Genomic DNA, 19,648 nt, shown 5'->3' on the forward strand with positions numbered 1-19,648 from the left:
GACGTCCTCGTAACGTGCATGCAACATCTGACTGAAGACATCGTACACGATTTTTCCGAGGCAGCTGTGATCAGATTTCGCATCCCTTTAACGGCGTGCCTCGCAGGCGCCCTGCTCGTCGCATGTTCGTCCAACGCGCCCACAGCCGTCAGCGGGGCCATCACCGAGGACCGCGACGCGACGTTGCTGGTGTGGAGTGACCCCACCCGGCTGGCCGGGTTCGAGCAGTTCAAGAAGACGCACCCGAACCTGAAGACGAAGGTCGAGACCTACGACGGGCAAAGCCTGCTGACGAAGATTCAGCTGTTCAACCGCACCGGCAAGGGCTGGCCGGACGTCATCTTCGCGGGGCAGCCCAACGTGGTCTCGCAGTTCGCCGGGAAGCTCAACTACGCGCAGCCCCTCGACTCGCTGGTGTCACAGCAGATCCGGCAGGGTTTCGGTACGGCCAACGCGCCCTGTGAGGTCGGCGGCAAGCTGTACTGCCTGCGCAACGACCTGGCCCAGACCGTGCTGTGGTACAACAAGCCGCTCATGGAGCGCTTCGGCTACCAGCTCCCCAAGACCTGGAGCGACTACCGGGCGTTGGGTGAGCGAGTGGCCAAGGAGCACCCCGGATACGTCATCGGCAGCGCGGGCAGCTTCTTCACCTACTACGACTACTTCTGGTCCAGCGGCTGCCCGATCCAGCAGGTGACCGGGCCGGACAAGGCGCACATCGACCTGAAGGATGCCAGGTGCACCCGGGTCGCGGACGTACTCGACCCCCTGATCAAGAACGGCTCGGTCACCAAGGCGGGGCTCTTCGACCCGGAGATGGCCAAGCTCGGCAAAGAGGGCAAGGTCCTCATGCTGCCCGGCGCCTCCTGGCTCGGCGATTACCTGTTCAAGCCCAAGAACCTGTTCGCCACGCCCAATGGGCAGATCGCCGCAGGGGCGTACCCGTCGTGGGATGGCGAGACGACCAACTGGTCCGGCAGCGCGGGCGGCGGCGTTTACCTGGTCTCGCGCCACTCCAAGAACATGAAGGGCGCCGCCGAGATCATCCAGTGGATGACCACCGACGTCGGCTACCAGAAGGACGCGCCGACCTACCCTGCCTACGGTCCCTCGGCCGACGCGTGGGCCAAGCGGCTGGCCGGTGACCCGTTCTACGCCGCCGACCCGTTCCCGGTGATGCGGGAGCAGGCGGCCAAGGTCAACCCGGTACAGCAGCCCACCCGCTACGACGTCGAGGGGGCGTTCACCCAGACGGTGGTCCCGGCGATCCGCTCCGGCGGCACCGTCGCGGCCAGTCTGGACGCGCTGCAGACCGAACTGGTGAACCTGGCGAAGGCCCAGGGCTATGACGTCGGGTAAGTTGTTCGGCTGGCTGTGCGTGGCCCCGTATCTGGTCCTGCTCGCGGCCTTCGGGATCGGCCCCGTTCTGTACGCCCTCTACGAGTCCTTGAGCGACCCCCGTGCCTACGTACACGCGGTCGCCGACTTCCGCTTCCTGCCCGCGGTCGGCAACGTGTCGCTGTTCATGGCGATGTACCTGCCGGTCATGGTGATCGGCGTGCTGCTGCTGGCGCTGTTCGTCCAGGAGCAGCGTCCCCTGTACGGCACGGCGCTGCGCCTGGTCTACATGCTGCCGGGCGCGGTCACCGGCTCGGCCAGCGTGCTGCTCTGGTATGTCATGCTCCAGCCCGCGCTCAGCCCCTTCGCCCCACTGCTGCACGGCCTGGGCATGCGGACCGGCAACGACGTGCTGAAACCGTCGTACCTGGTGGTGATCTTCGCGTTGATGGCCTTCGCCACCGGGTTCGGCCAGTGGGTGGTCATCATGTACGGCGCCCTGCAGGGGGTGCCGCGCGAGGTGCTGGAGGCGGCCAGGGTGGACGGCTCCTCCTGGTGGCAGACGACGCTGCGGGTCAAGCTGCCGCTGATCTCCAAGTACGTGGTCTACATGGTCATCCTGGCCTTCACCGCCGGCCTGCAGATCTTCATCGAGCCGCAACTGCTGTACGGCGTCGCCTTCACCGGCTCCAAGTCGTGGTCGCTGAACCAGCTCGGCCTGCTGTTCGCCTTCGACAACGGAGACTTCGCCGCGGCTGCCGCGCTGTGCCTGATGCTGCTGGCCGTCTGCACCGTTGCCGCCTGCTTCCTGGTGTTCAAGGCCAGGTTCTTCGAGACGGAGATCGACCGATGACCGCGCGGCTCGGCGGGGCGTGGGTCTGGCGGATGTCCGTGTCCGTCGTCCTCGGCCTGGTGGCCCTGGCCTGCGCGCTGCCGCTGGTGTGGCTGGTGCTGGCGCCGACCAAGTCCGACGCTCAGCTCACCGGCGGGCATCCGTTGTCCTTCGGCTCGCTCGGCGGCTACCTGACCGCCTGGCGGAACCTGACCACCTTCAACGACGGTGTCATCTACCAGTGGATCGTCAACTCGGCGCTCTACACCGGCGGCGCGGTGCTGCTGTCGGTGACCACCTCCCTGCTGGCCGGGTACGCGCTGGCGGCGACGAGGATCGCCGGGCGGCGAGTCATCCTCATCGCCACGCTGCTGGCGATGATCGTGCCACCGGCCGCGCTCGTGCTCCCGCTCTTCCTGGAGGTGAACGCGGTCCAGCTCACCGGCACCGTCTGGTCAGTGGTCCTGCCCGCCGGCCTGTACCCGTTCGGGGTCTACCTCGCCTTCATCTACTTCTCCACCATGCTGCCGCGCGAGGTGCTGGAGGCGGCCAGGATCGACGGCTGCTCGGAGGCCGCGCTGTTCGGCAGGGTCGCCCTGCCGCTGGGCAAGCCGCTGATCGCGCTGCTGACCTTCTTCGCCTTCATCGGCAACTGGAACAACTACTTCCTGCCGTTCGTGATGCTCGGCGACGACGAGACCTTCAACCTTCCGGTCGGGCTCGGCGTGCTCATCTCCGGCTCACCGGCACTCAATCCGGCACTGGGAGGCAGCGATCTGCCCATCCATCGGCCGGAAGCAGCGATCACAGGTGTGCTCACCGTGGTGCCCGTGGCGCTCGTCTTCCTGTTCGCCCAGCGCTACCTGGTGCGCGGGCTGCTCGACGGCGCCGTCAAGAACTGAACCGCAACGGAGTGAATGTGAAGATCACTGCTGTCGACGTCGTCCTGTGCGCGCAGCCCGCCGTCACGCCCGTCTTCCGCTGGCGCGACGGCCTGCCGGGGTCCGAGCCCGCGCACACCGGCGGCTGGCTCGTGCTGTCCACCGACGACGGGTACACCGGCTACGCCTACAGCCAGCGCGGCGCCATCCTGGCCGACATCGTCGACCGGCGGCTGCGCTCCGAACTGCTGGGCGCCGACCCGCTGCGGCGCGAATGGCTGTGGCACCGCGTCTGGGAACTGGACCGCATCGAGGAGATGCCGCTCTACATCCACGGCCTGGTGGATGTGGCGCTGTGGGACATCGCGGGCAAGGCGGCCGGGCTGCCGGTGCACGAACTGCTCGGCGGGTACCGCTCCGCCATCCCCGCGTACGCCTCCACCGCGACCTTCGCCACCATCAGCGAGTACCTGGATGTCGCCGACCAGTGCCTGGAACTGGGCTATCCGGCCATCAAGCTGCACGCCTGGGGGGACGTCGACCGCGACATCGCCCTGTGCGCGGCCCTGCGTGAGCACGTCGGGGACTCGGTGCCGCTGATGTACGACGGATCCGCCGGGTTCGACCTGCTCGACTCGATCAAGCTGGGCAGGGTCCTGTCCGAGGCGGGATACCTCTGGTACGAGGAGCCGATGCGCGAGTTCAGCGCGACCGCCTACCAGCGCCTGGCCGAGAAGGTGGACGTGCCGCTGATCGTCGCCGAGACCAGCGACGGCGCCCACATGAACACCGCCGACTTCATCGCCAACGGCTCCGCCACCGCGGTACGCACCAGCGCGGGCCTGCGTGGCGGCATCACCGGGGCCATGCGCATCGCGCATCTGGCCGACGCCTACCGGATGCGCGCCGAGGTCCACGGCGGCGGCATCGTGCACACCCACCTGTGCATGGCCATCCCGAACACCACCTACTACGAGTCGTTCGTCCCCGCCAACCCCGTCACCAGGGAGGAAGCGGTCGATGCCAACGGGCTCGTCCACGCGGGAACCGCGCCCGGTATCGGATACGAGGCCGAATGGGAGCGCACGTCCGTACCGGCTGGGCTGGAACCCTACACCTCCTGAAACCCCCCAAAAGAGGAGATCATCGACATGAGCGACAAGCGGAGCACCGGCCCGAGCAGACGTGCTGTCCTGGCGACCGCCGCCGCGCTACCCCTGATCGCGGCGACGCCCGCCCAGGCGAAGGCCAAGGGCTGGTCGTGGAAACTGCTGACCGACGGCGCCGACGTGTGGCAGCGCAGCTACTGGAAGGGCGCGGAACAGTTCGACTTCCGGCTCGGCGGTGGCGGCTCTGTCCCGCAGATGCGGCACTGCCCGACCGGCTACCGGCCGCTGCTCTCACCCACCTACGAGGGCGAAGAGACCGACCGGGTCATGCAGGCCGTCTTGTGGGGCCTGAACGTCGAGGCCGCGACCAACGTCCTCGACCGGCGCTGGAACGTCAACCAGGCGGGCACCCGTCCCGGCGCCTACCAGCGCACGGTGCGCGTCGAGCGGACCAACTCCACCACCACCGACGTGTGGACCATCGCCGACAGGCAGTGGTACGCCGAACTCGTCGCCGACTTCGCGGGATCGGACGCCGTCCCGCAGCTCACCCGTTACACGAGGCTGTCCAGCGGTGCGCTGGAGATCCGCCGCGTCATCCGGCTGCCCAAGGTTGTCAACGCCGGGGCGACGGTCGCCAACGTCGAGTTCTACCTGGAGAACTGGCTGCCGTTCCTGCGCTCCGCCGACGCCTTCACCGCCCTGGCCCTGCGGCTGGACGCCAATGGCGACCCGAGCGAGTGGTATCGGGCAGGCGAGAACATCCCCTATTACCCGTGGACGCCGACCGGCGGCACCAGCGGCTACGCCATGGTCTACAAGGAGGGCGCGCACAGGACCACGCCCAACGTGGCCGTGGTCTTCTCCAAGAACCCGGGCACGAAGTACGCCACCTCGGCCGTCTTCGAGAACGTGCGCAACTCGATGGACTGGGACACCGGCATCGGCATCCTGCCCGGCGCCCACATCACCGGTGGGGAGGCGAACAGCATCCTGGACTACACGATCCGCATCGTGCCCAACGGCGGTACCAGCGCCGGCCTGGTCACCAACCTCGACGCGCAGGTCGCCGCGATCCGGCCACCCGCTCTGTACGGCCCGGCTCACCCGCTGTCCGGCGAACTGGGCACCATCGCGGCGCGACTACGCGGCTACCTGACCTCCGCCGAGGGAACGCGGACCAACCACCTCGCCCCGCTCCTCACTTGAGCGCACCCAGGGTGATGCCGCTGGTGACGTAGCGCTGGAAGATCAGGAAAAGGATGACGATCGGGAACGTCGCGATGACGAGCCCGGCGAAGAACGCCCCCTGGTCGCTGACGAACTGGCCCTGAAAGGAGAGCAGGCCGACCGACAGCGTGCGGTTCTGCGGCCGGGTCAGCAGGACGACGCCGAACTGGACCTCGCTCCACACGAAGATGAGGCCGAGCAGCGTGACCGAGACGAAACCGCCCTTGCTGATCGGCAGGACCACGCGGAGCAGCGCGGCCAACTCCCCGTAGCCGTCGATCTTGGCGGCTTCGAGGAGTTCCCTCGGTACGGCGGCGAACACCGACCGCATGATGAGGGCGATGGTGGGCGTCATGAACGCCGCGTAGACGAGTGAGACGCCCACCACGCTGTTGAGCAGCTGATACCTGCCCAGCAGCTCGAACGTCGGGATCAGCGCGACGACCAGCGGGACGCTCAGGGCGAGGACCATGACGCGGCTGACGGTGTTCGACAGGCCCCTGGTCGCCCGGGCCAGGCCGTAGCCGGCGAGGCTGCCGCAGGTCACGCCGATGGCCAGGCTGCAGAGCGCCACCAGCAGGCTGTTGATGATGTACGTCGACAGCGGCGCGCCACCGACCACGCCGCGCCAGGCGTCGGCGTAGTTCGACAGCACCCACTGGCCGCCCAGCCCCAGCGGGTGGGCGTAGATGTCGCTGGTCGAGTGGAGCGACAGCAGCAGCATCGACACGAACGGCACGACCGTGATCGCCGTCCAGACCAGCAGGAGGGTGTAGCCGACGTACCAGAGCGGGCCGTGCCGCCAGACCGATCGTCGCCGTACGGCCGTCCGCCGCGCCTTCATCGCGCGTCCAGGGTCTGCTGGCGGAAGATCCGCATGACCGTGATCCCGATGACGGCGACGATCAGCGTGGTGATGACCGCGGTGGCCGAGCCGTAGCCGTAGTCCTGGTCGACGAAGGACTGTTTGTAGACCAGCACCGGGAGGATGCTCGTGGAGTTGCCCGGGCCGCCTCGGGTCATCGCGTAGATGACGCCGAAGGCGTTGAACGAGAACACCGAGGTCAACGTGGTGATCGTGCCCAGCATCGGCACGATGTTCGGCAAGGTGATCCGGAACAGCCGGCCGGCCGCGCCGACGCCGTCGAGCGTGGCCGCCTCGTGCACCTCCTCGGGGATGGCCTCCATCGCGCCGAGCAGGATCAGCATCGCGTACCCGGTCTGCGTCCACACCGCCACGAAGATGGCCGCGTACAGGGCCGTCGAGGACGACGCCAGCCAGGCGTGATCGTCCCCGAGCCCGATCAGGCCGAGCAGTGAGTTGACCACGCCGGTCGTGGGCTGGAACGCGTTCGACCAGAAGATGCCCGCGATGCTGACCGGGATGATCACCGGCAGGAACCAGACGACCTTGAAGATCCGGGCGCCGGGGACCTTCCGGCTGATCGCGTTGGCCAGGAGAATGCCGAGGGTCACCGTGAACACCACGGTCCCGATGAAGAACTGCAGGCTGGTCCCGATGGACTCCCAGACCAGCGCATCGTGCAGCAGCCGCCGGTAGTTGTCCAGGCCGTGGTAGACGACCGCGCCGACGCCGTCCCAGGCACCGAGGCTGATGCGCACGGATCCGGCGATCGGGTAGGCGACGAGCACGAGCAGCAGCACCAAGGCCGGGAGCATCATCGCGATCGGGAAGATCCGTGCCCTCTGGCGAGGTGGCCGCACCACGATGGCTTTGTCGGCTGTCATCAGTCCGACGCTCCCGACACCTTGCCGGACTGCAGGTCCTCCAGCGCGGACTGGAACTGCTGCGCCGCCTGCTGCGGGGTCAGCTTGCCGGCCACCAGCTTCTGCAGCACCGGCACCGAGAACGCCTGCCCGAGGGTGGACGGCACGGTGGAGTCCCAGATGTTGACCAATCCGACGGACTGCGACAGCTCGAACTGCTCCTGGACCAGGTCGCCGAGGTTCGACAGGCTCGATGCGGGGATCGTGCTGAACACCGGGAGCGAGCCGGTGGCGGCCACGACGCTGACCTGGTACTTGTCGGTCATGAAGAACTGAAGGAACTTCTTGGCCAGCTCCGGGTTCGCCGCCTTGACCGGGACCACGAGGGTGTCACCGTTGAAGGCGTCGAACGGCGTCTTCCGGCCCGGGGTGAGCGGGGGCAGCAGGAACCAACCCATCTCGAACGACGGCTTGGCCTCCTTCAGGCTCGCGTAGCTGTAGTTGCCGCCCTGCAGCATCGCGAGCTTTCCGCTGGTGAACAGCCCCTGGGCCTGGTCGGTGTCCATGCCGAGCATCCCGTTCTGGTAGATGCCCTTGTTCTGCCAGTCCTGGATCGTCTGGAGCACCTTCACGAATCCGGGGTCGGTGTACTTGACGTTCGTGGGGGAGCCGGGCTTGAAGTTGGTGAGCAGGGCGGCGTAGTCATCGGCCGACACCGCGGTGGGCAGCAGCGCGTCCAGCGTGTGCCCCAGGTCGTACGGGCTCGAACCGCCCACGCCGAATCCCTGGTAACCGGCGGCCTTGACCTTGCCCACCATGGACTCGAAGTCGGCGACGGAGGCGACCTGGTGGTCGGGCGGGTCGGTGACGCCGGCCTTCGCGAAGGCCGCCTTGTTGTAGTAGACGGGGTTGATCAGCAGTTGCTCGTAGAGGACGCCGTAGTGCTGCCCGTTGGTCGTGTAGTAGTCGACCTGGCTCTTGGAGTACTTGTCCGCCAGGCCGGCGGCCTTCCAGACGTCGTCCAGCGGGGTCAGCTGCTTGTTCTTCAGCAGTGCCGACCAGACACCCGTGCTGCGCTGGAGGTAGCCGATGTCCGGCGTGCCGGTCGAGCTGAGCAGTGCCACATTGGGGCCGCGGGAGCTGCCGGAGTCGACGCCCTCGAAGGTGACCACCGTGCCCGGGTTGGCCTGCTCGAAGTCCTTGCCGACCTGCTGCATGGCGCTGGCCAGCGGCCCGGTGGGGATCTGGATCCGGAGCGTCTTGCCGTCGCCGCCGCCCGGTCCTGTGCCGGTGCCGCACGCGACGACGGCGGCGGTGAGCAGGACGCCGGCGAGGACTGGCCTGGCCGCTCTGAGAGTTCTAGAGAGTCGCACGGGACACGTCCTTCCAGGGGGCTGACAGCTCTATGCCCGAATCGGATACGATACGATTTGCATGAGGATGCAGGGCGTTTTGGTCGTGTGTCAACCACGAATAGGGAAGATGTCCGGGTACGGTGGCCGCAGATGGAGGGGCGATGAGTGACTCGGCACCGGTGGCAGGCGCGTCCGGCGGCTCGGGTTCCGACGAGCCGGTCAAGATCAGCGTCCGCGAATCGGTCTTCCAGGCGCTGAAGGCCCGGCTCATGGATCACGACCTGGAGCCCGGGACGAAGCTGTCGATCGACGGACTCGCCCGCGAGCTCGACGTGTCGCAGACGCCGGTCCGCGAAGCGCTCGCCCGCTGCGAGTCGGAGGGGCTCGTCGTCCGCCGGCCCAACACCGGCTATCTGGTGGCTCCGCTGCTCGACCGGGCTGCCCTCGATGACCTGTACGACGTTCGGCTGCTCCTCGAACCGTCCGCCGCCGCGCGTGCCGCACGCTACGCCACGGCCGCCGAGGTGACCGCCATGCGGGAGTCGCTGGAGCAGATGATGTCACCGCTGCTGGGCGACACCTACGAGGCGTACCGCGGCTTCGCGGAGCTGGACGCCCTGTTTCACAACGCGATCGCCGAGGCCAGCCGCAGCCCGCTCATCGCCGACACGCTACGCAGGTTCCGCGCGCACACCCATGGTTATCGCCTCTACTTCCGCCACGGGATCGCCACTCAGGCCGCCGATGAGCACCGCGCGGTGCTCGACGCCATCTGCCGCAAGGACCCCGAGACGGCGGCGAGCGCCATGACCGCCCACCTCGAGGCGTCGCGGTCACGCCTGACGAGCGCCTACGAAGCTTGACCCAGAGCCGTGTCAAAGGGCGGATAGCTCTCGTCGGACATTCGATCGGCCGCGTCGATGTAGTCGGCGAGAGCGGCGCGGGATCGGGCGAGCCGGTCCATCTGATCGTCCAGCCGCCGCAGCCGTGACCGCATCGCGGCCAGCAACTCGGGACAGCCGAGCAGCTCCGGGGCTTCTCCGACCGCACAGGGCAGCAGGTACGCGATGTCCTCAGAGGACAGACCCGCGCCAAGCAGGTGCCGGATCTGCTTCACCCGCAGTACGGCGTTCTCGTCGTACTCGCGATAACCGTTCGCGCCGCGCTCCGCCTCCAGCAGGCCCTGGGCTTCGTAGTAGCGCAGCTGATGGGCGTGCACGCCCGTCCGACGACTCAGTTCCCCGATCAGCATCGAAACCTCACTTGACCTTCACACCGGTATCAACGTTGACGATGCTGCCATGAACCGCAAAACCGACACACCCGTGACAGTCATCGGACTCGGCCTGATGGGCCGGGCACTCGCCGGCGCGTTCCTGAAGGCCGGGCATCCCACAACCGTGTGGAACCGTACGACCTCCAGGGCCGACCACCTGGTGGCCGAGGGCGCACGCTTGGCGCCGACGGTTGGCGACGCGCTCAAGGCAAGCCCTCTGACGATCATCTGCGTCACCGACTACCCGGCCATGCGCGAGCTGCTCGGCGCGAGCGACGGCGAGCTGGACGGCAAGATGTTGATCAACCTGACCTCGGGCGACTCGGCCCAGGCCCGGGAAACCGCCCAATGGGCCGAGCAGCGCGGCGCCCATTACCTGGACGGCGCCATCATGGCCATCCCGTCGGCGATCGGGACCGCGGAGGCGGTGATCCTGCACAGCGGGCCGCGGCCGGACTTCGAGGCGCACAAGCCGACGCTCGACGCGCTCGGCACGGTCACCTACCTGGGTGCGGACCATGGGCTGGCGTCGCTGTACGACGTGGCCGGCCTCGCCATGATGTGGAGCGTCCTGAACGCCTGGCTCCAGGGCACCGCCCTGCTCAGGACGGCCGGTGTGGACGCCGCGACGTACGCGCCTTTTGCGCGGCAGATCGCCGCCGAGGTGGCCGGATGGCTGCCTGGTTATGCCGAGCAGATCGACAGCGGCTCCTTCCCGGCCGAGGTGTCGGCCCTGGAGACCGACGCGCGGGCGATGGCCCACCTGATCGAGGAGAGCGAGGCGGTGGGCGTCAACGCCGAACTGCCGAAGTTGATCAAGGCGATGGCCGACCGCTCGATCGCCGCCGGACACGGTGGGGAGCAGTATCCCGTGCTGATCGAGGAATTCGGCAAACCCCGCAACGACTGACCCTGGCAAGAGGCTCTTCGCCCGTAACCGGGCGGCGCCGGGAGAAGAGCCTCTCGTCCGCGGGCTATTGTCCCGGAGTGCCGTACACGCTGACCTCCGTGAGGTGGAATGACAGGTTGGCGGTGTTGTGGGTGCCGACCACCCGGACGTAGCGGGCCCTCGCCTCGGTGGTCATGGTGTCTCCGGCGTCGGTCGTGGCCCGGGGGCCGCGGCGGCCGCCGAGGGTGTACCAGGTGGTGCCGTCGAGGCTCCCCTCCAGCCGGTACTCGTAGTAGCGCCCGCCCCCGACATAGTTGCGTACATTGACGCGTGAGATGTCGTTGACCGTGCCCAGGTCGACCTGCCACCAGGTGGTGTCCCAGGTCAGCTGGCTGGCGAAGTACGGTGAGTTGGCGCGGTTGCCGTCGTTCGCGTGTTCCGGGCCCCGGTTCGGCTCCCAGCTCAGCGCGGTGACCGGTTTGCGGAGGCTCTGCAGCGTGTCCTGCGCGCCGTCGCGGGCGGTCGACGGGGTCGATGCCGGATCGGTCAGCATGGCGACCGCCTGCTGGCCGGTGTACCGGTTGGCCGCGCTGACGAACAGGCCGGCGTCGAGCGTGGCGCCGGTGCCCGGGACGGGGGCCGATCCGATCAGCGACCAGTTCTTGCCGTCGCTGCTGCACGAGCCGGTCAGCCGGTCGCCGGACTTGCCGATGCGCACCTGCACGGGCGGTGTGAACCCGCCCACTTCCGTGTACGAGTCGAACTGCCCGTTGCCGTCGGAATCCCAGCTGAACAGGCAGCCGTGACCAGGGGTGATGGCGATGTTCGCGTAGCCGGTGGAACCGGGGGTGGCCAGGTCGTTGCTCACCACCAGCCCAGCGCGGGTGTAGTCCGACGAGCCGTCCTGCCGCAGCACCGTGCTCGCGAGCTGCTGCCCGTCGGCCAGGGCGCCCTTGCGGTAGGCGGTGGCCAGCTCGTTGGTCTCCCGCCACAGGTCCGCGCCACTCGCCGCGATCGCGATCCCGCCGTCGACGGGGGCGAATTCGGCCTGTGTGTTGCTCATCGTCTGGTACGACGTGGGCACGGCTCCGGCGATCAGCAGGCGGGTCGAGGCCCGGTCCTGCCGGGCGACGTCGTCGGATCGCCAGGAGGCGGTGACGTCCAGTGCCGGCGTACCGCCTGGGGCGCTGTCGGCGGGAACGGTCACCGTCCACGTCGTGGTGAGCTTCTCGCGCGGGGCGACGTGGTCGGCGCGGGTCGGGGAGGTCGCCCGGACCTGGTATCCGCGTGGGGCATCAAGCCCGAGCGTCACCTTGCCGGTGGGCCGCAGCGCGTTGTCGTTGGTGAACACGGCGGTGACCTGCACCGTCTCACCCGGCTTGACGCCCTTGCGGTCGACCCCGACGGTCACCGCGCCGTCCGGCACCGCGGCCACCCGGCTCGCTTCGCGGTAGAAGTCGCCGCTCGGTTCGGAGGCCAGCCTGGTGCCGGCTTTGGCCCAGCCCTGGGCGACGGCGAGCCAGTCGATCGGCTCGGGGTACTCCTTGCCCGAGCGCAGCGCGGTCTTCAGGCTGTCGAAGAACAGCTGCCACCGCTTGACGTAGTACTGCCCGACGAGGCCGTTCATCTCCCTGCGTGCGTAGTCCTGCAGCCGGGCGCCGCCGGCCCAGAGCGTGACCAGCGACTTGAGGTTGTAGTCCAGGGTCGCCGCTTCGGCCGGTGTGGCGGCCTGGCGGCGGGCCTCCTTCTGCCATGCCCCGAGCAGGAAGTTCTCATCGGTGCCGAGCAGCCGGTCCATCAGCCGCATCTGGTCCAGCCACTGGCCGGTGAGGCGCTCGAAGCGTTCGAGATCCTTGGCGCGGTAGGCGGCGCGGATCTTGGGCAACTGCAGCCGGCTGTGGTTGGCAAGCACCTGCCGGGCGACGTCGACGAGGTCGTAGCGGTAGGCGCCGGAACCGCGTAGGCGCCGGTCGATCTGGAGCAGCTCGTCGAGTGCCTTGTCGAAGGTGGCGATGTCGTACTGCAGGGGGTAGCCGGTGTTCGCCAGGCCGGGCTCGTCGTCGTACAGGCCGGTGACGTGCCGGGAGTCGGCGCCGGCGGGCCAGCTGTAGACGGTGTCGAGCAGGATCTGCCAGGCCGCCTTGGCGTGCGGATCCTCGCCGCCGTATCGGGCGGTGGCGTAGTCGCTGAACCACTGCCGCATGTCGACCGGGCCGTCCTGCCACGGCAGGTCGGTGAAGAACGCGACCGCGGCCGGGTTGTTGTCGATGGCCTCGGGCATCAGCGCGATGCCGTTCATCGCCGTGCCGGCCTTGTTGCGCCATGCGTGGAACTTCTCGTTCCACAGTGTCAACCTGGCGCCGAGGTTGAAATGACCGCCGAAGTTCCAGATGGTGCCGAACGCGTATCCGGTGCCCAGGAAGTCCTTGTCCCGGTCGGTGATGCCGGACTCCTCGCTGATGCCGTCGACGATGAACATCTTGGTGCGGTCGATGGCCTGGAGCGTCGCCGGCAGCGGGTTGCTCTGCCAGCCCAGGATCGTCCACAGCGCGTTGGGATGGGCGGTGTTCAACGCCCGCTGCACCGCTTGGGACGCCTGCGCGACGTTGACCGTTCCGGCCGTGCCACCCTCGTGCAGCAGGTCCATCTTGTACATCGTGCTGGCCCCGAACAGTTCGGTCTGCACCCGATAGAACGTGGCCGCGACGCGGTCGAAGATGGGATTCGTCGGGTCGAGCCAGTGCGGGCGTTCGAGCTGGTTCCAGGTGCCCTGCGGGACCGTGTTGGCCCCCGGATTGCGGACCTTGAAGTCCGTCGGCACGGTGCCGAAATAGCCGGGCAGCACGGGGACCATGCCCAATGACCGGAGGCGGTCGGCCATCTTGCGGCCGAGCTCGATCCGTTGATCGATGAGTCGCTGGGAGATCGGGCTGTCGGTGCAGCACATGTTCTGCAGCAGCCACCAGGACTGGTGGCCCGGCTGCGGGATCCACTGGCGCGTCTCCTGGTCGGAGTAGCCGAACTCCTTGAGGGCGCGCTGGTAGACCGCCTCCTGGCCCTCGTAGACGAGCACCTCGTTGATGCCGTGCAGCGCCAGGACGTCGATCCGCCGCTGCCACTCCTGCCAGCTCAGGTACGCGCCCGCGTACCCCTGGTTGGTGTCGTTGAGGGCGAAGCGGTGATCCACCGAGGAGGTCTTGGCGATGGGGGCCGCGGGCAGGGGGAGGCGCAGGGGCAGGTCGACCTGGGAGCCGTTGATCGAGATGTCGGCGTGGGCCACCTGGCGCAGGTAGTAGCCGAAGCCGGTCAGTTGGGCCGCGGGGGTCGTACCGGCGACGACAAGGCGACCGTTTTCGGCCTGCACCAGGTACCGGTCCCGGCCGGTGCCCTTGTCGATCGTGCGCAGGGTGACCTGCTTGGCGCGGGATGTCCCGATCAGTCGTTCCAGAGCCTGCGCCGCTGGGCTGTCGAGCCGGGCGGGCGCCGGCTGTGCGGATACCTCGGCCACCGCCCCGGGCTGGGAAACGAGCGGCGCGGCGAGCGTCGTGAGTAGGACGGCGAGCGCCATCAGGTGGGGTCGCCATCGTCGCGATAAGTGCGCGGCGGAGCTATGCGGTTCGCGGGAACGGGTCATCGGGCGGCCACCTCCGGACCATTTATGTAGCGACCTTTCGTAAGCTCGCTGCGAAATATACTCAGCCACAGGTGCCAGGAGGTCAAGATCAGATGAACGAGGAACGGCCGGCGGGCACGCCGGTGCTGCGCAGGATGAACCGGGCCGCGGTGCTCGACGCCGTCCGGCAGTGCGCGCCCGAGCCGGTGCGGCTGGCCGAGCTCGCCCGGCTGACCGAGCTCACCCGCCCGACGGTCACCCAAGCCGTAGAAGATCTGCTGGCCGCCGACTGGCTGCGGCAGCACGCACCCGAGCCGGCCACGGTGGGCAGACCGGCGACGCGGTTCTCACTGAACGGCCGGGCGGCACCCGTGCTCGCCCTGGACGTGGGGCCGCACACCGTGACGGCGGGGGTCGCCGACCTCGCCGGTGAGCACCTCGCGGTGATTCGCCGGGCGGTCCGTCGTCGCGATGCCCAGCACCTGCTCGACGCCGTGGATGAGACAGCGGGTGAGGCGCTGGCGGCGGCCGGCCTGGCCGCTGAGCGGATCTCGGCCGTCACCGCGGGGACTCCGGGCATCGTCGAGGCGACCACCGGCCGGGTGCTGTTCGCCCCGAGCATGCCGGGCTGGTCGGAGATCGATCTGGTCGGCCACCTGCGGGCCCGTTTCAGGTGCCCGGTCACGGTGGAGAACGATGCGAACCTGGCCGCCCTGGCGGCGGCCCACCAGCGCACCGGCCCGGTCACCCTGCTCGCGGTTCAGTGGGGGGAGCGGCTGGGAGCCGGTGTCGTGATCGACGGGCGGTTGCATCGGGGCGCGGGACAGGCCGGGGAGATCGGCTTCATCCGTGCGGCCGGCGGCCTTCCCGACGCGACCGGGGACGGTCGTGGGCCGTTGGAGCGCGCGATCGGGGCCGAGGCGATCGTCGAGCTCGCCCGCCGCAGCGCCGCAGCGCAGCCGGGGTCCAGGCTCGCCGGCGTGACATCCCCGGCTGCCGTCTTCGCGGCCGCCGGGGACGACCCGATCGCCGCCGAGGTCGTCGACCAGGTCGCCGCCACCTTCGCCGAAGCGATCGCGCCCGTCGTCCTCGTACTGTCGCCGCACGCGATAGTGATCGGTGGCGGCATCGCCCGAGCCGGCTCGGTCCTGCTGGACGCGATCGCACGGCACCTCGAAGACCTGACCCTCACCCCGCCAAGCGTGGAACTGTCGGCGCTGGCCGAGAACACCGTGCTCACCGGCGCGATCCAGCTGGCCCTGGACGAGGTGTGGCGCGACACCCTGGCTGCCTGCTGATCGGCTGCTAGTTCGTGTGGAGTGCCGCGTCGAGGATCGAGTCCAGGACCCCCTGCGAACTCTGGAGCTGGCTGATCATCTTGGCGAGGTGCGCGCGTTCGCGCCGTAAGTCGTCGATGAAGGTCGGGCAGCCGGCAGGCACCATCAGTTCGTCATCTCCGTGTACGCAGTGCAGGACCCGGGCGATGACCGCGGTGGAAAGCCCGGCGGCGAGCAGGGCGCGGATGTGGCGCACCGCCGCGACGTCCGCCTCGGTGTACTCGCGGTAGCCGTTGTCCAGGCGGACCGGCCTGAGGAGACCCTGCTCCTCGTAGTAGCGCAGCAGCCGCCTGTTCACCCCGGTCTTGTGAGCCAGGTCGCCGATCCGCATCCGATTCCTTCCGTTGACCTTCACATGGATGTGATGCCTTACCGTCGCGAGTATCGCCCATCCAGAAAGCAAGGAGCATGTCGATGCCGGGTGCCGTGATCATTGGTGCAGGTCCTGGGATCGGGCAGGCGGTAGCTCGCAGGTTCGCCAGGGAGGGGTTGCCGATCGGGCTGATCGCCCGGAGCGACCGGACGTTGCGTGCCGCGGCCGAGGCGGTCGCTCCCAGTGGCGTCCCCGTTGTCACGTTGGAGGCCGACAGTACAGACCAGGCCGGGCTGAACGCCGCGCTCGACGCGGTTGTCCGCGAGCACGGCGTACCGGACGTCGTGGTGTACAACGCCGCGATCATCCAGGCGGACGCGCCGGGCGAGCTGTCGGTACGCGGTCACATGGAGGCCTGGGCGGTGAACGTGGTCGGCGCGCTCAACGCCGCGGCGCACGTCGCGCCCGCCATGGCGGCCCGCGGGAACGGAACGATCCTCATCACGGGCGGCATGCCCGAGCCCAAGCCGCAGTACGTGAGCCTCTCCCTGGGCAAGGCAGGTGTCCGTACCCTGGTCACGCTGCTCGACCAGGAGTACGGCCCCGCCGGGGTGCACGTGGCGAGCGTCACCGTGGCCGGCCCTGTGGCCCCGGGCACCGACTTCGACCCGGACGACATCGCCGAGCACTACTGGCAACTGCACACGCAGCCACGAGACCAGTGGACCCGGGAGGCTCTGCACGCGGGCTCCCCGGGATGACCGGCGCGGAGCCACAGGTCCCGAGTGTGGCGGCGGTGTAGAGATAAGGGGCGGGTACCGTGCAGACGGTCGCATGGATGGGGTGCCGCTCCTACCGTCGGAGAGTATGCGGACCGTGGATGTACTGGTCGTGGGTGCTGGCCTGGCCGGCCTGCGCACAGCCCGCCTGCTCGCAGAACGGGGACTGAAGGTGCTGGTCGTCGACCGCCGCAGGTCGCTGTCGGCGGGCATCCGGACGACGGGCATCTTCGTGCGGCGTACGCTCGACGACTTCGAGCTGCCGGACCAGCTGCTCGGGCCCGGCATTCGGGACGTGCTGCTGTATCCGCCATCGCGGCGGGCGCCGATCCGGCTCACCAGTGACCGGGACGAGTATCGCGTCGCGGACATGGCGGCCGTCTACGAGCACGCGCACCGCACGGCCGAGTCGGCCGGGGCACGGGTCCTCCTGGGCGTGCGGTATGTCGGCGCGTCGATGGGTTTGGTGCGGTTCGTGGGTGCGGACCCGGTGACGGCCCGGTTCATCGTCGGCGCGGATGGCGCCCGCTCCCACGTGGCCCGCGACCTCGGCCTCGACGTCAACCGGCGCTTCCTGGTCGGTGCCGAGATCGTCCATCCGGTCGCGTCGCACACGGCCACCCCGGTGTTCCACTGCGTGCTGGACCCCCGGATCGCTCCGGGGTACCTGGGGTGGGTCGTCGACGACGGCCGGCACGCGCATGTCGGCGTCGCGGGATATCCGGGCGCGATGCGCACCGGCATCCGCCATCTGCTGGACGCCTTCGCCGCCGACGCGCCCGGTCGCGCGGTGCCGACCGGGCCGGTCGAGCGTCGAGGTGGTCCGATCCCGGTCGGCGGTGTGCTGCGACGGTTGGCGTGCCCCGCCGGGCTGCTCGTCGGCGACGCGGCGGGCGCGGTGTCGCCGCTGACGGCCGGCGGGTTGGACCCCTGCTTACGCATGTCCGACCTGGCCGCGAGGCTTGCCGCCGGCTACCTGCGTACTGGCGACCAACGCATGTTGAGCCAGTACGACGGGACGGCGTTGCGGAGCCGGTTCCGAGGACGGCTGTTGCTGCGCCGCGTGTTCGCCGGCATCCGATCCCCAGCCGCGGCGGAGGCGGCGGTGGCCGTGCTACGTGGTCGGGCCGGTCGTGCTCTGGTGGCGCGCGTCCTCTTCGGTGACGGCTCGTTTCCCGACGTCGGCGCGCGGCTCGCGGACCCGGTGATCGACCAGTGAACGCCTCAGCAGGATGTGGGCCTCTTCGCGTCCTGCGGGACCTCCGGCATGGAGTCCACGACCTTGGTCTCCAGCACCGCCGTGGCGTTGCTCATGGTCTTCTTCATGGTCCCGTCCGCCTGCTCGTCCTCTATCCAGCTCCGCCAGCCGAGGAACGCGTACGTCTTCGGCTCGAAGATCAGCTCCTCGTGCTCCCAGCCGTCGGGCCCCTGAAACCGGATCGAGGCGCCTACGCCCCGCCGCCCGGTCGGGTCGCTGAGGTCGGGCACCACGGTCGCGGTCGGCATCCTGGACAGGGCGTTGAACACCGTGGCTCGCGTGTCGGCATCGATCAGCGGGGTGTCCGCCAGCAGGAAGAGCCGCGTGACGACGGTCCGCTCGATCATGCGCTTGATCTCGTCGTCGCTCGGCGGGGCGGCCCCAGCGCCCGGCCCTTTCCTTCGGACGGCCGCCTCCGCGTCCGCGCGGACCTTTCTCAGGAGCCCATCGGGGTCGGTGGGGAGGGCGCCGAGGTCCTGCGCGGGCACACGTAGTGCGGCCGACGAAGGGCATTGCCCGGCACGCTGGTATTCCACCGTTCCCTCAGCCGGCAGGCTCATTTCTCCGCTGTCCCCGCTGACCGGGACGAGCTTGGCGAACGTGGAGCGCGCCAGCGCCTTGTCCGGATCGGCCGCGGGGATCCACACCTCGCGGCGGACCTCCTGGCTGCTCACCCACTCGCTTCCGCCGCGTCCGACGCCGAAGTAGTAGAGGTAATCGATGCGCCGGACGTACGTGAACTGGCCCTGGCGCGGTTCGTCGGTCCGGGCCGACGCCGCGGCCGCGTTCCGAAGCAGTTCGGCGGCGCTCGCGGGCGGGGTGCCGAGCGGGTACGTGGCGTCGTCCTGTCGCAGAGTGATCACACCGGCGGTCATCGCGGCGGCGAGGGCGACCACGAGGCCTCCCCTGAAGGCGTTCCGGGACCGCCGCGATGTCCTGGGCGGGGATGTCTCCGCCTCGACCGCCGCGGCCAGCAGGGTCCGGGCACGTGCGGTCGCCTGGGAAGTGGGGGCGGGGAGGCTGTCGTGGTACGTCTTGAGCGTTTCGAATTCGTTCACTGCAGCGTCTCCTCATAGGGGCCGATGCTCTCGCGGAGCTTGGTGCGGGCGCGGTTGAGCCGGGAACCGACCGTTCCGGCGGGGATGCCGAGGGCCTCGGAGACCTCCTCGTAGCTCAGTTGCGCGCAGGCGATCAGCAGCAGTACGTCGCGGTCGCCCGGCGACAGCAGCGCCAGGCCGGCGGCCAGGCGGGGCTGCATGACGGCCGCCGAGACCCGTTGCACGACGCGCTCGTCATGGCTGGCGACCTGCGTGGGCGGCACGCTCCTGGTGAGGGCCCGGTACCAGCGGGCCTGGGCGCGGGTGTGGTCGGCGACCAGGTTGGCGGCGATGCCGTAGAGCCACGCGCGGGCGCTGGGACGCGCGGTGTCGTACCGCTTGCGGGCGCGGAAGGCGCGCAGGAATGTCTCCGCTGCGACGTCGTCGGCGGCCGACTCGTCCAGGCGCAGGTGGACGTAGCGGTGGATGGTGTCGAAGTAGCGGTCGAAGAGGGCGCCGAACCGTTCGGGGTGGCGCCAGGACTGCTCTATCAGGCAGGCGTCGGTCACCTCGATCGGCGGTGCCGAATCTTGTGGGGGAGCTGGCATGCAGGCAGGTCCTTTGCGGCTTACGTTTCCGGACATGACTAGTTCGGCGTAAGCCTGATTCGTCT

General features: G+C 69.1%; 18 protein-coding genes. 10 read left to right on the forward strand and 8 right to left on the reverse strand.

Features of this window, described 5'->3' with window-relative positions:
* The first annotated feature begins 66 nt into the window (after positions 1 to 66).
* The 5 genes from KME78_RS36210 to KME78_RS36230 are packed head-to-tail and all read left to right on the forward strand — an operon-like array spanning position 67 to position 5,369.
* Positions 67 to 1,359 carry an ABC transporter substrate-binding protein gene (locus KME78_RS36210; RefSeq protein WP_219533951.1) on the forward strand — a complete coding sequence of 431 codons (1,293 nt, stop codon included), beginning with the start codon at positions 67 to 69 and terminating at the stop codon, positions 1,357 to 1,359.
* Positions 1,346 to 2,191, forward strand: coding sequence for a carbohydrate ABC transporter permease (locus KME78_RS36215; RefSeq protein WP_219533952.1), 846 nt, complete (start codon positions 1,346 to 1,348; stop codon positions 2,189 to 2,191). The genes KME78_RS36210 and KME78_RS36215 overlap by 14 nt, the downstream gene beginning before the upstream one ends.
* On the forward strand, positions 2,188 to 3,072 hold the full coding sequence (locus KME78_RS36220) for a carbohydrate ABC transporter permease (protein ID WP_219533953.1): 885 nt from the start codon (positions 2,188 to 2,190) through the stop codon (positions 3,070 to 3,072). The genes KME78_RS36215 and KME78_RS36220 overlap by 4 nt, the downstream gene beginning before the upstream one ends.
* 17 nt (positions 3,073 to 3,089) lie before the next feature.
* A complete protein-coding gene (locus KME78_RS36225) occupies positions 3,090 to 4,175 on the forward strand; it encodes an enolase C-terminal domain-like protein (protein ID WP_219533954.1) in 1,086 nt (361 codons plus the stop codon).
* Between the two features lie 27 nt (positions 4,176 to 4,202).
* On the forward strand, positions 4,203 to 5,369 hold the full coding sequence (locus KME78_RS36230) for a hypothetical protein (protein ID WP_219533955.1): 1,167 nt from the start codon (positions 4,203 to 4,205) through the stop codon (positions 5,367 to 5,369).
* On the opposite strand, the gene KME78_RS36235 is transcribed toward KME78_RS36230, so the two are convergent.
* Genes KME78_RS36235 through KME78_RS36245 form a run of 3 tightly spaced genes read right to left on the reverse strand, consistent with a single transcriptional unit; the run spans position 5,362 to position 8,491 of the window.
* Positions 5,362 to 6,234 (reverse strand): carbohydrate ABC transporter permease, encoded by an 873-nt coding sequence (locus KME78_RS36235; protein ID WP_219533956.1) that lies wholly within the window; start codon positions 6,232 to 6,234, stop codon positions 5,362 to 5,364. The genes KME78_RS36230 and KME78_RS36235 overlap by 8 nt on opposite strands.
* Positions 6,231 to 7,139, reverse strand: coding sequence for a carbohydrate ABC transporter permease (locus KME78_RS36240; protein WP_219533957.1), 909 nt, complete (start codon positions 7,137 to 7,139; stop codon positions 6,231 to 6,233). The genes KME78_RS36235 and KME78_RS36240 overlap by 4 nt, the downstream gene beginning before the upstream one ends.
* On the reverse strand, positions 7,139 to 8,491 hold the full coding sequence (locus KME78_RS36245; protein WP_219533958.1) for an ABC transporter substrate-binding protein: 1,353 nt from the start codon (positions 8,489 to 8,491) through the stop codon (positions 7,139 to 7,141). The genes KME78_RS36240 and KME78_RS36245 overlap by 1 nt, the downstream gene beginning before the upstream one ends.
* A 143-nt stretch (positions 8,492 to 8,634) precedes the next feature.
* Between KME78_RS36245 and KME78_RS36250 the strand changes: the two genes are divergently transcribed.
* Positions 8,635 to 9,336, forward strand: a complete 702-nt coding sequence (locus KME78_RS36250; RefSeq protein ID WP_219533959.1) for a GntR family transcriptional regulator — start codon at positions 8,635 to 8,637, stop codon at positions 9,334 to 9,336.
* Here the strand turns inward: KME78_RS36250 and KME78_RS36255 are convergent.
* Positions 9,324 to 9,725 (reverse strand): MerR family transcriptional regulator, encoded by a 402-nt coding sequence (locus tag KME78_RS36255; RefSeq protein ID WP_219533960.1) that lies wholly within the window; start codon positions 9,723 to 9,725, stop codon positions 9,324 to 9,326. The genes KME78_RS36250 and KME78_RS36255 overlap by 13 nt on opposite strands.
* A gap of 49 nt (positions 9,726 to 9,774) precedes the next feature.
* Between KME78_RS36255 and KME78_RS36260 the strand changes: the two genes are divergently transcribed.
* Complete coding sequence (locus tag KME78_RS36260; protein WP_219533961.1) at positions 9,775 to 10,659, forward strand: NAD(P)-dependent oxidoreductase; 885 nt, start codon at positions 9,775 to 9,777, stop codon at positions 10,657 to 10,659.
* A gap of 64 nt (positions 10,660 to 10,723) precedes the next feature.
* Here KME78_RS36260 and KME78_RS36265 read toward each other — a convergent pair whose 3' ends face one another.
* Positions 10,724 to 14,206, reverse strand: coding sequence for an alpha-N-acetylglucosaminidase TIM-barrel domain-containing protein (locus KME78_RS36265; protein WP_219533962.1), 3,483 nt, complete (start codon positions 14,204 to 14,206; stop codon positions 10,724 to 10,726).
* A 158-nt stretch (positions 14,207 to 14,364) separates the two neighbouring features.
* On the opposite strand from KME78_RS36265, the gene KME78_RS36270 reads away from it, so the two are divergent.
* Positions 14,365 to 15,549 carry an ROK family transcriptional regulator gene (locus KME78_RS36270; RefSeq protein ID WP_219533963.1) on the forward strand — a complete coding sequence of 395 codons (1,185 nt, stop codon included), beginning with the start codon at positions 14,365 to 14,367 and terminating at the stop codon, positions 15,547 to 15,549.
* A 7-nt stretch (positions 15,550 to 15,556) separates the two neighbouring features.
* Here the strand turns inward: KME78_RS36270 and KME78_RS36275 are convergent, their stop codons facing one another.
* The gene (locus tag KME78_RS36275) at positions 15,557 to 15,919 is read right to left on the reverse strand and encodes a MerR family transcriptional regulator (RefSeq protein WP_219533964.1); all 363 of its coding nucleotides are present in this window, start codon (positions 15,917 to 15,919) and stop codon (positions 15,557 to 15,559) included.
* 83 nt (positions 15,920 to 16,002) lie between these two features.
* On the opposite strand from KME78_RS36275, the gene KME78_RS36280 reads away from it, so the two are divergent.
* Positions 16,003 to 16,662 (forward strand): SDR family NAD(P)-dependent oxidoreductase, encoded by a 660-nt coding sequence (locus tag KME78_RS36280; RefSeq protein ID WP_219533965.1) that lies wholly within the window; start codon positions 16,003 to 16,005, stop codon positions 16,660 to 16,662.
* Between the two features lie 106 nt (positions 16,663 to 16,768).
* Complete coding sequence (locus tag KME78_RS36285; RefSeq protein WP_219533966.1) at positions 16,769 to 17,899, forward strand: NAD(P)/FAD-dependent oxidoreductase; 1,131 nt, start codon at positions 16,769 to 16,771, stop codon at positions 17,897 to 17,899.
* A gap of 5 nt (positions 17,900 to 17,904) precedes the next feature.
* On the opposite strand, the gene KME78_RS36290 is transcribed toward KME78_RS36285, so the two are convergent.
* Positions 17,905 to 18,996 (reverse strand): CU044_5270 family protein, encoded by a 1,092-nt coding sequence (locus tag KME78_RS36290; protein ID WP_219533967.1) that lies wholly within the window; start codon positions 18,994 to 18,996, stop codon positions 17,905 to 17,907.
* Positions 18,993 to 19,583, reverse strand: coding sequence for an RNA polymerase sigma factor (locus tag KME78_RS36295; protein WP_219533968.1), 591 nt, complete (start codon positions 19,581 to 19,583; stop codon positions 18,993 to 18,995). The genes KME78_RS36290 and KME78_RS36295 overlap by 4 nt, the downstream gene beginning before the upstream one ends.
* Between the last annotated feature and the right edge of the window lie 65 nt (positions 19,584 to 19,648).

Origin of the sequence: Nonomuraea guangzhouensis (assembly GCF_019396345.1) — a bacterium.
GTDB classification, from domain to species: domain Bacteria; phylum Actinomycetota; class Actinomycetes; order Streptosporangiales; family Streptosporangiaceae; genus Nonomuraea; species Nonomuraea guangzhouensis.

What these genes read in the sequence shown, in the direction of transcription:
- KME78_RS36215 (WP_219533952.1), top strand. Translation starts at nt 1,346, where the DNA reads ATGACGTCGGGTAAGTTGTTCGGCTGGCTGTGCGTGGCCCCGTATCTG.
- KME78_RS36220 (WP_219533953.1), top strand. Translation starts at nt 2,188, where the DNA reads ATGACCGCGCGGCTCGGCGGGGCGTGGGTCTGGCGGATGTCCGTGTCC.
- KME78_RS36230 (WP_219533955.1), top strand. Translation starts at nt 4,203, where the DNA reads ATGAGCGACAAGCGGAGCACCGGCCCGAGCAGACGTGCTGTCCTGGCG.
- KME78_RS36235 (WP_219533956.1), bottom strand. Translation starts at nt 6,234, where the DNA reads ATGAAGGCGCGGCGGACGGCCGTACGGCGACGATCGGTCTGGCGGCAC.
- KME78_RS36240 (WP_219533957.1), bottom strand. Translation starts at nt 7,139, where the DNA reads ATGACAGCCGACAAAGCCATCGTGGTGCGGCCACCTCGCCAGAGGGCA.
- KME78_RS36250 (WP_219533959.1), top strand. Translation starts at nt 8,635, where the DNA reads ATGAGTGACTCGGCACCGGTGGCAGGCGCGTCCGGCGGCTCGGGTTCC.
- KME78_RS36255 (WP_219533960.1), bottom strand. Translation starts at nt 9,725, where the DNA reads ATGCTGATCGGGGAACTGAGTCGTCGGACGGGCGTGCACGCCCATCAG.
- KME78_RS36260 (WP_219533961.1), top strand. Translation starts at nt 9,775, where the DNA reads ATGAACCGCAAAACCGACACACCCGTGACAGTCATCGGACTCGGCCTG.
- KME78_RS36265 (WP_219533962.1), bottom strand. Translation starts at nt 14,206, where the DNA reads ATGGCGCTCGCCGTCCTACTCACGACGCTCGCCGCGCCGCTCGTTTCC.
- KME78_RS36270 (WP_219533963.1), top strand. Translation starts at nt 14,365, where the DNA reads ATGAACGAGGAACGGCCGGCGGGCACGCCGGTGCTGCGCAGGATGAAC.
- KME78_RS36275 (WP_219533964.1), bottom strand. Translation starts at nt 15,919, where the DNA reads ATGCGGATCGGCGACCTGGCTCACAAGACCGGGGTGAACAGGCGGCTG.
- KME78_RS36280 (WP_219533965.1), top strand. Translation starts at nt 16,003, where the DNA reads ATGCCGGGTGCCGTGATCATTGGTGCAGGTCCTGGGATCGGGCAGGCG.
- KME78_RS36285 (WP_219533966.1), top strand. Translation starts at nt 16,769, where the DNA reads ATGCGGACCGTGGATGTACTGGTCGTGGGTGCTGGCCTGGCCGGCCTG.
- KME78_RS36295 (WP_219533968.1), bottom strand. Translation starts at nt 19,583, where the DNA reads ATGCCAGCTCCCCCACAAGATTCGGCACCGCCGATCGAGGTGACCGAC.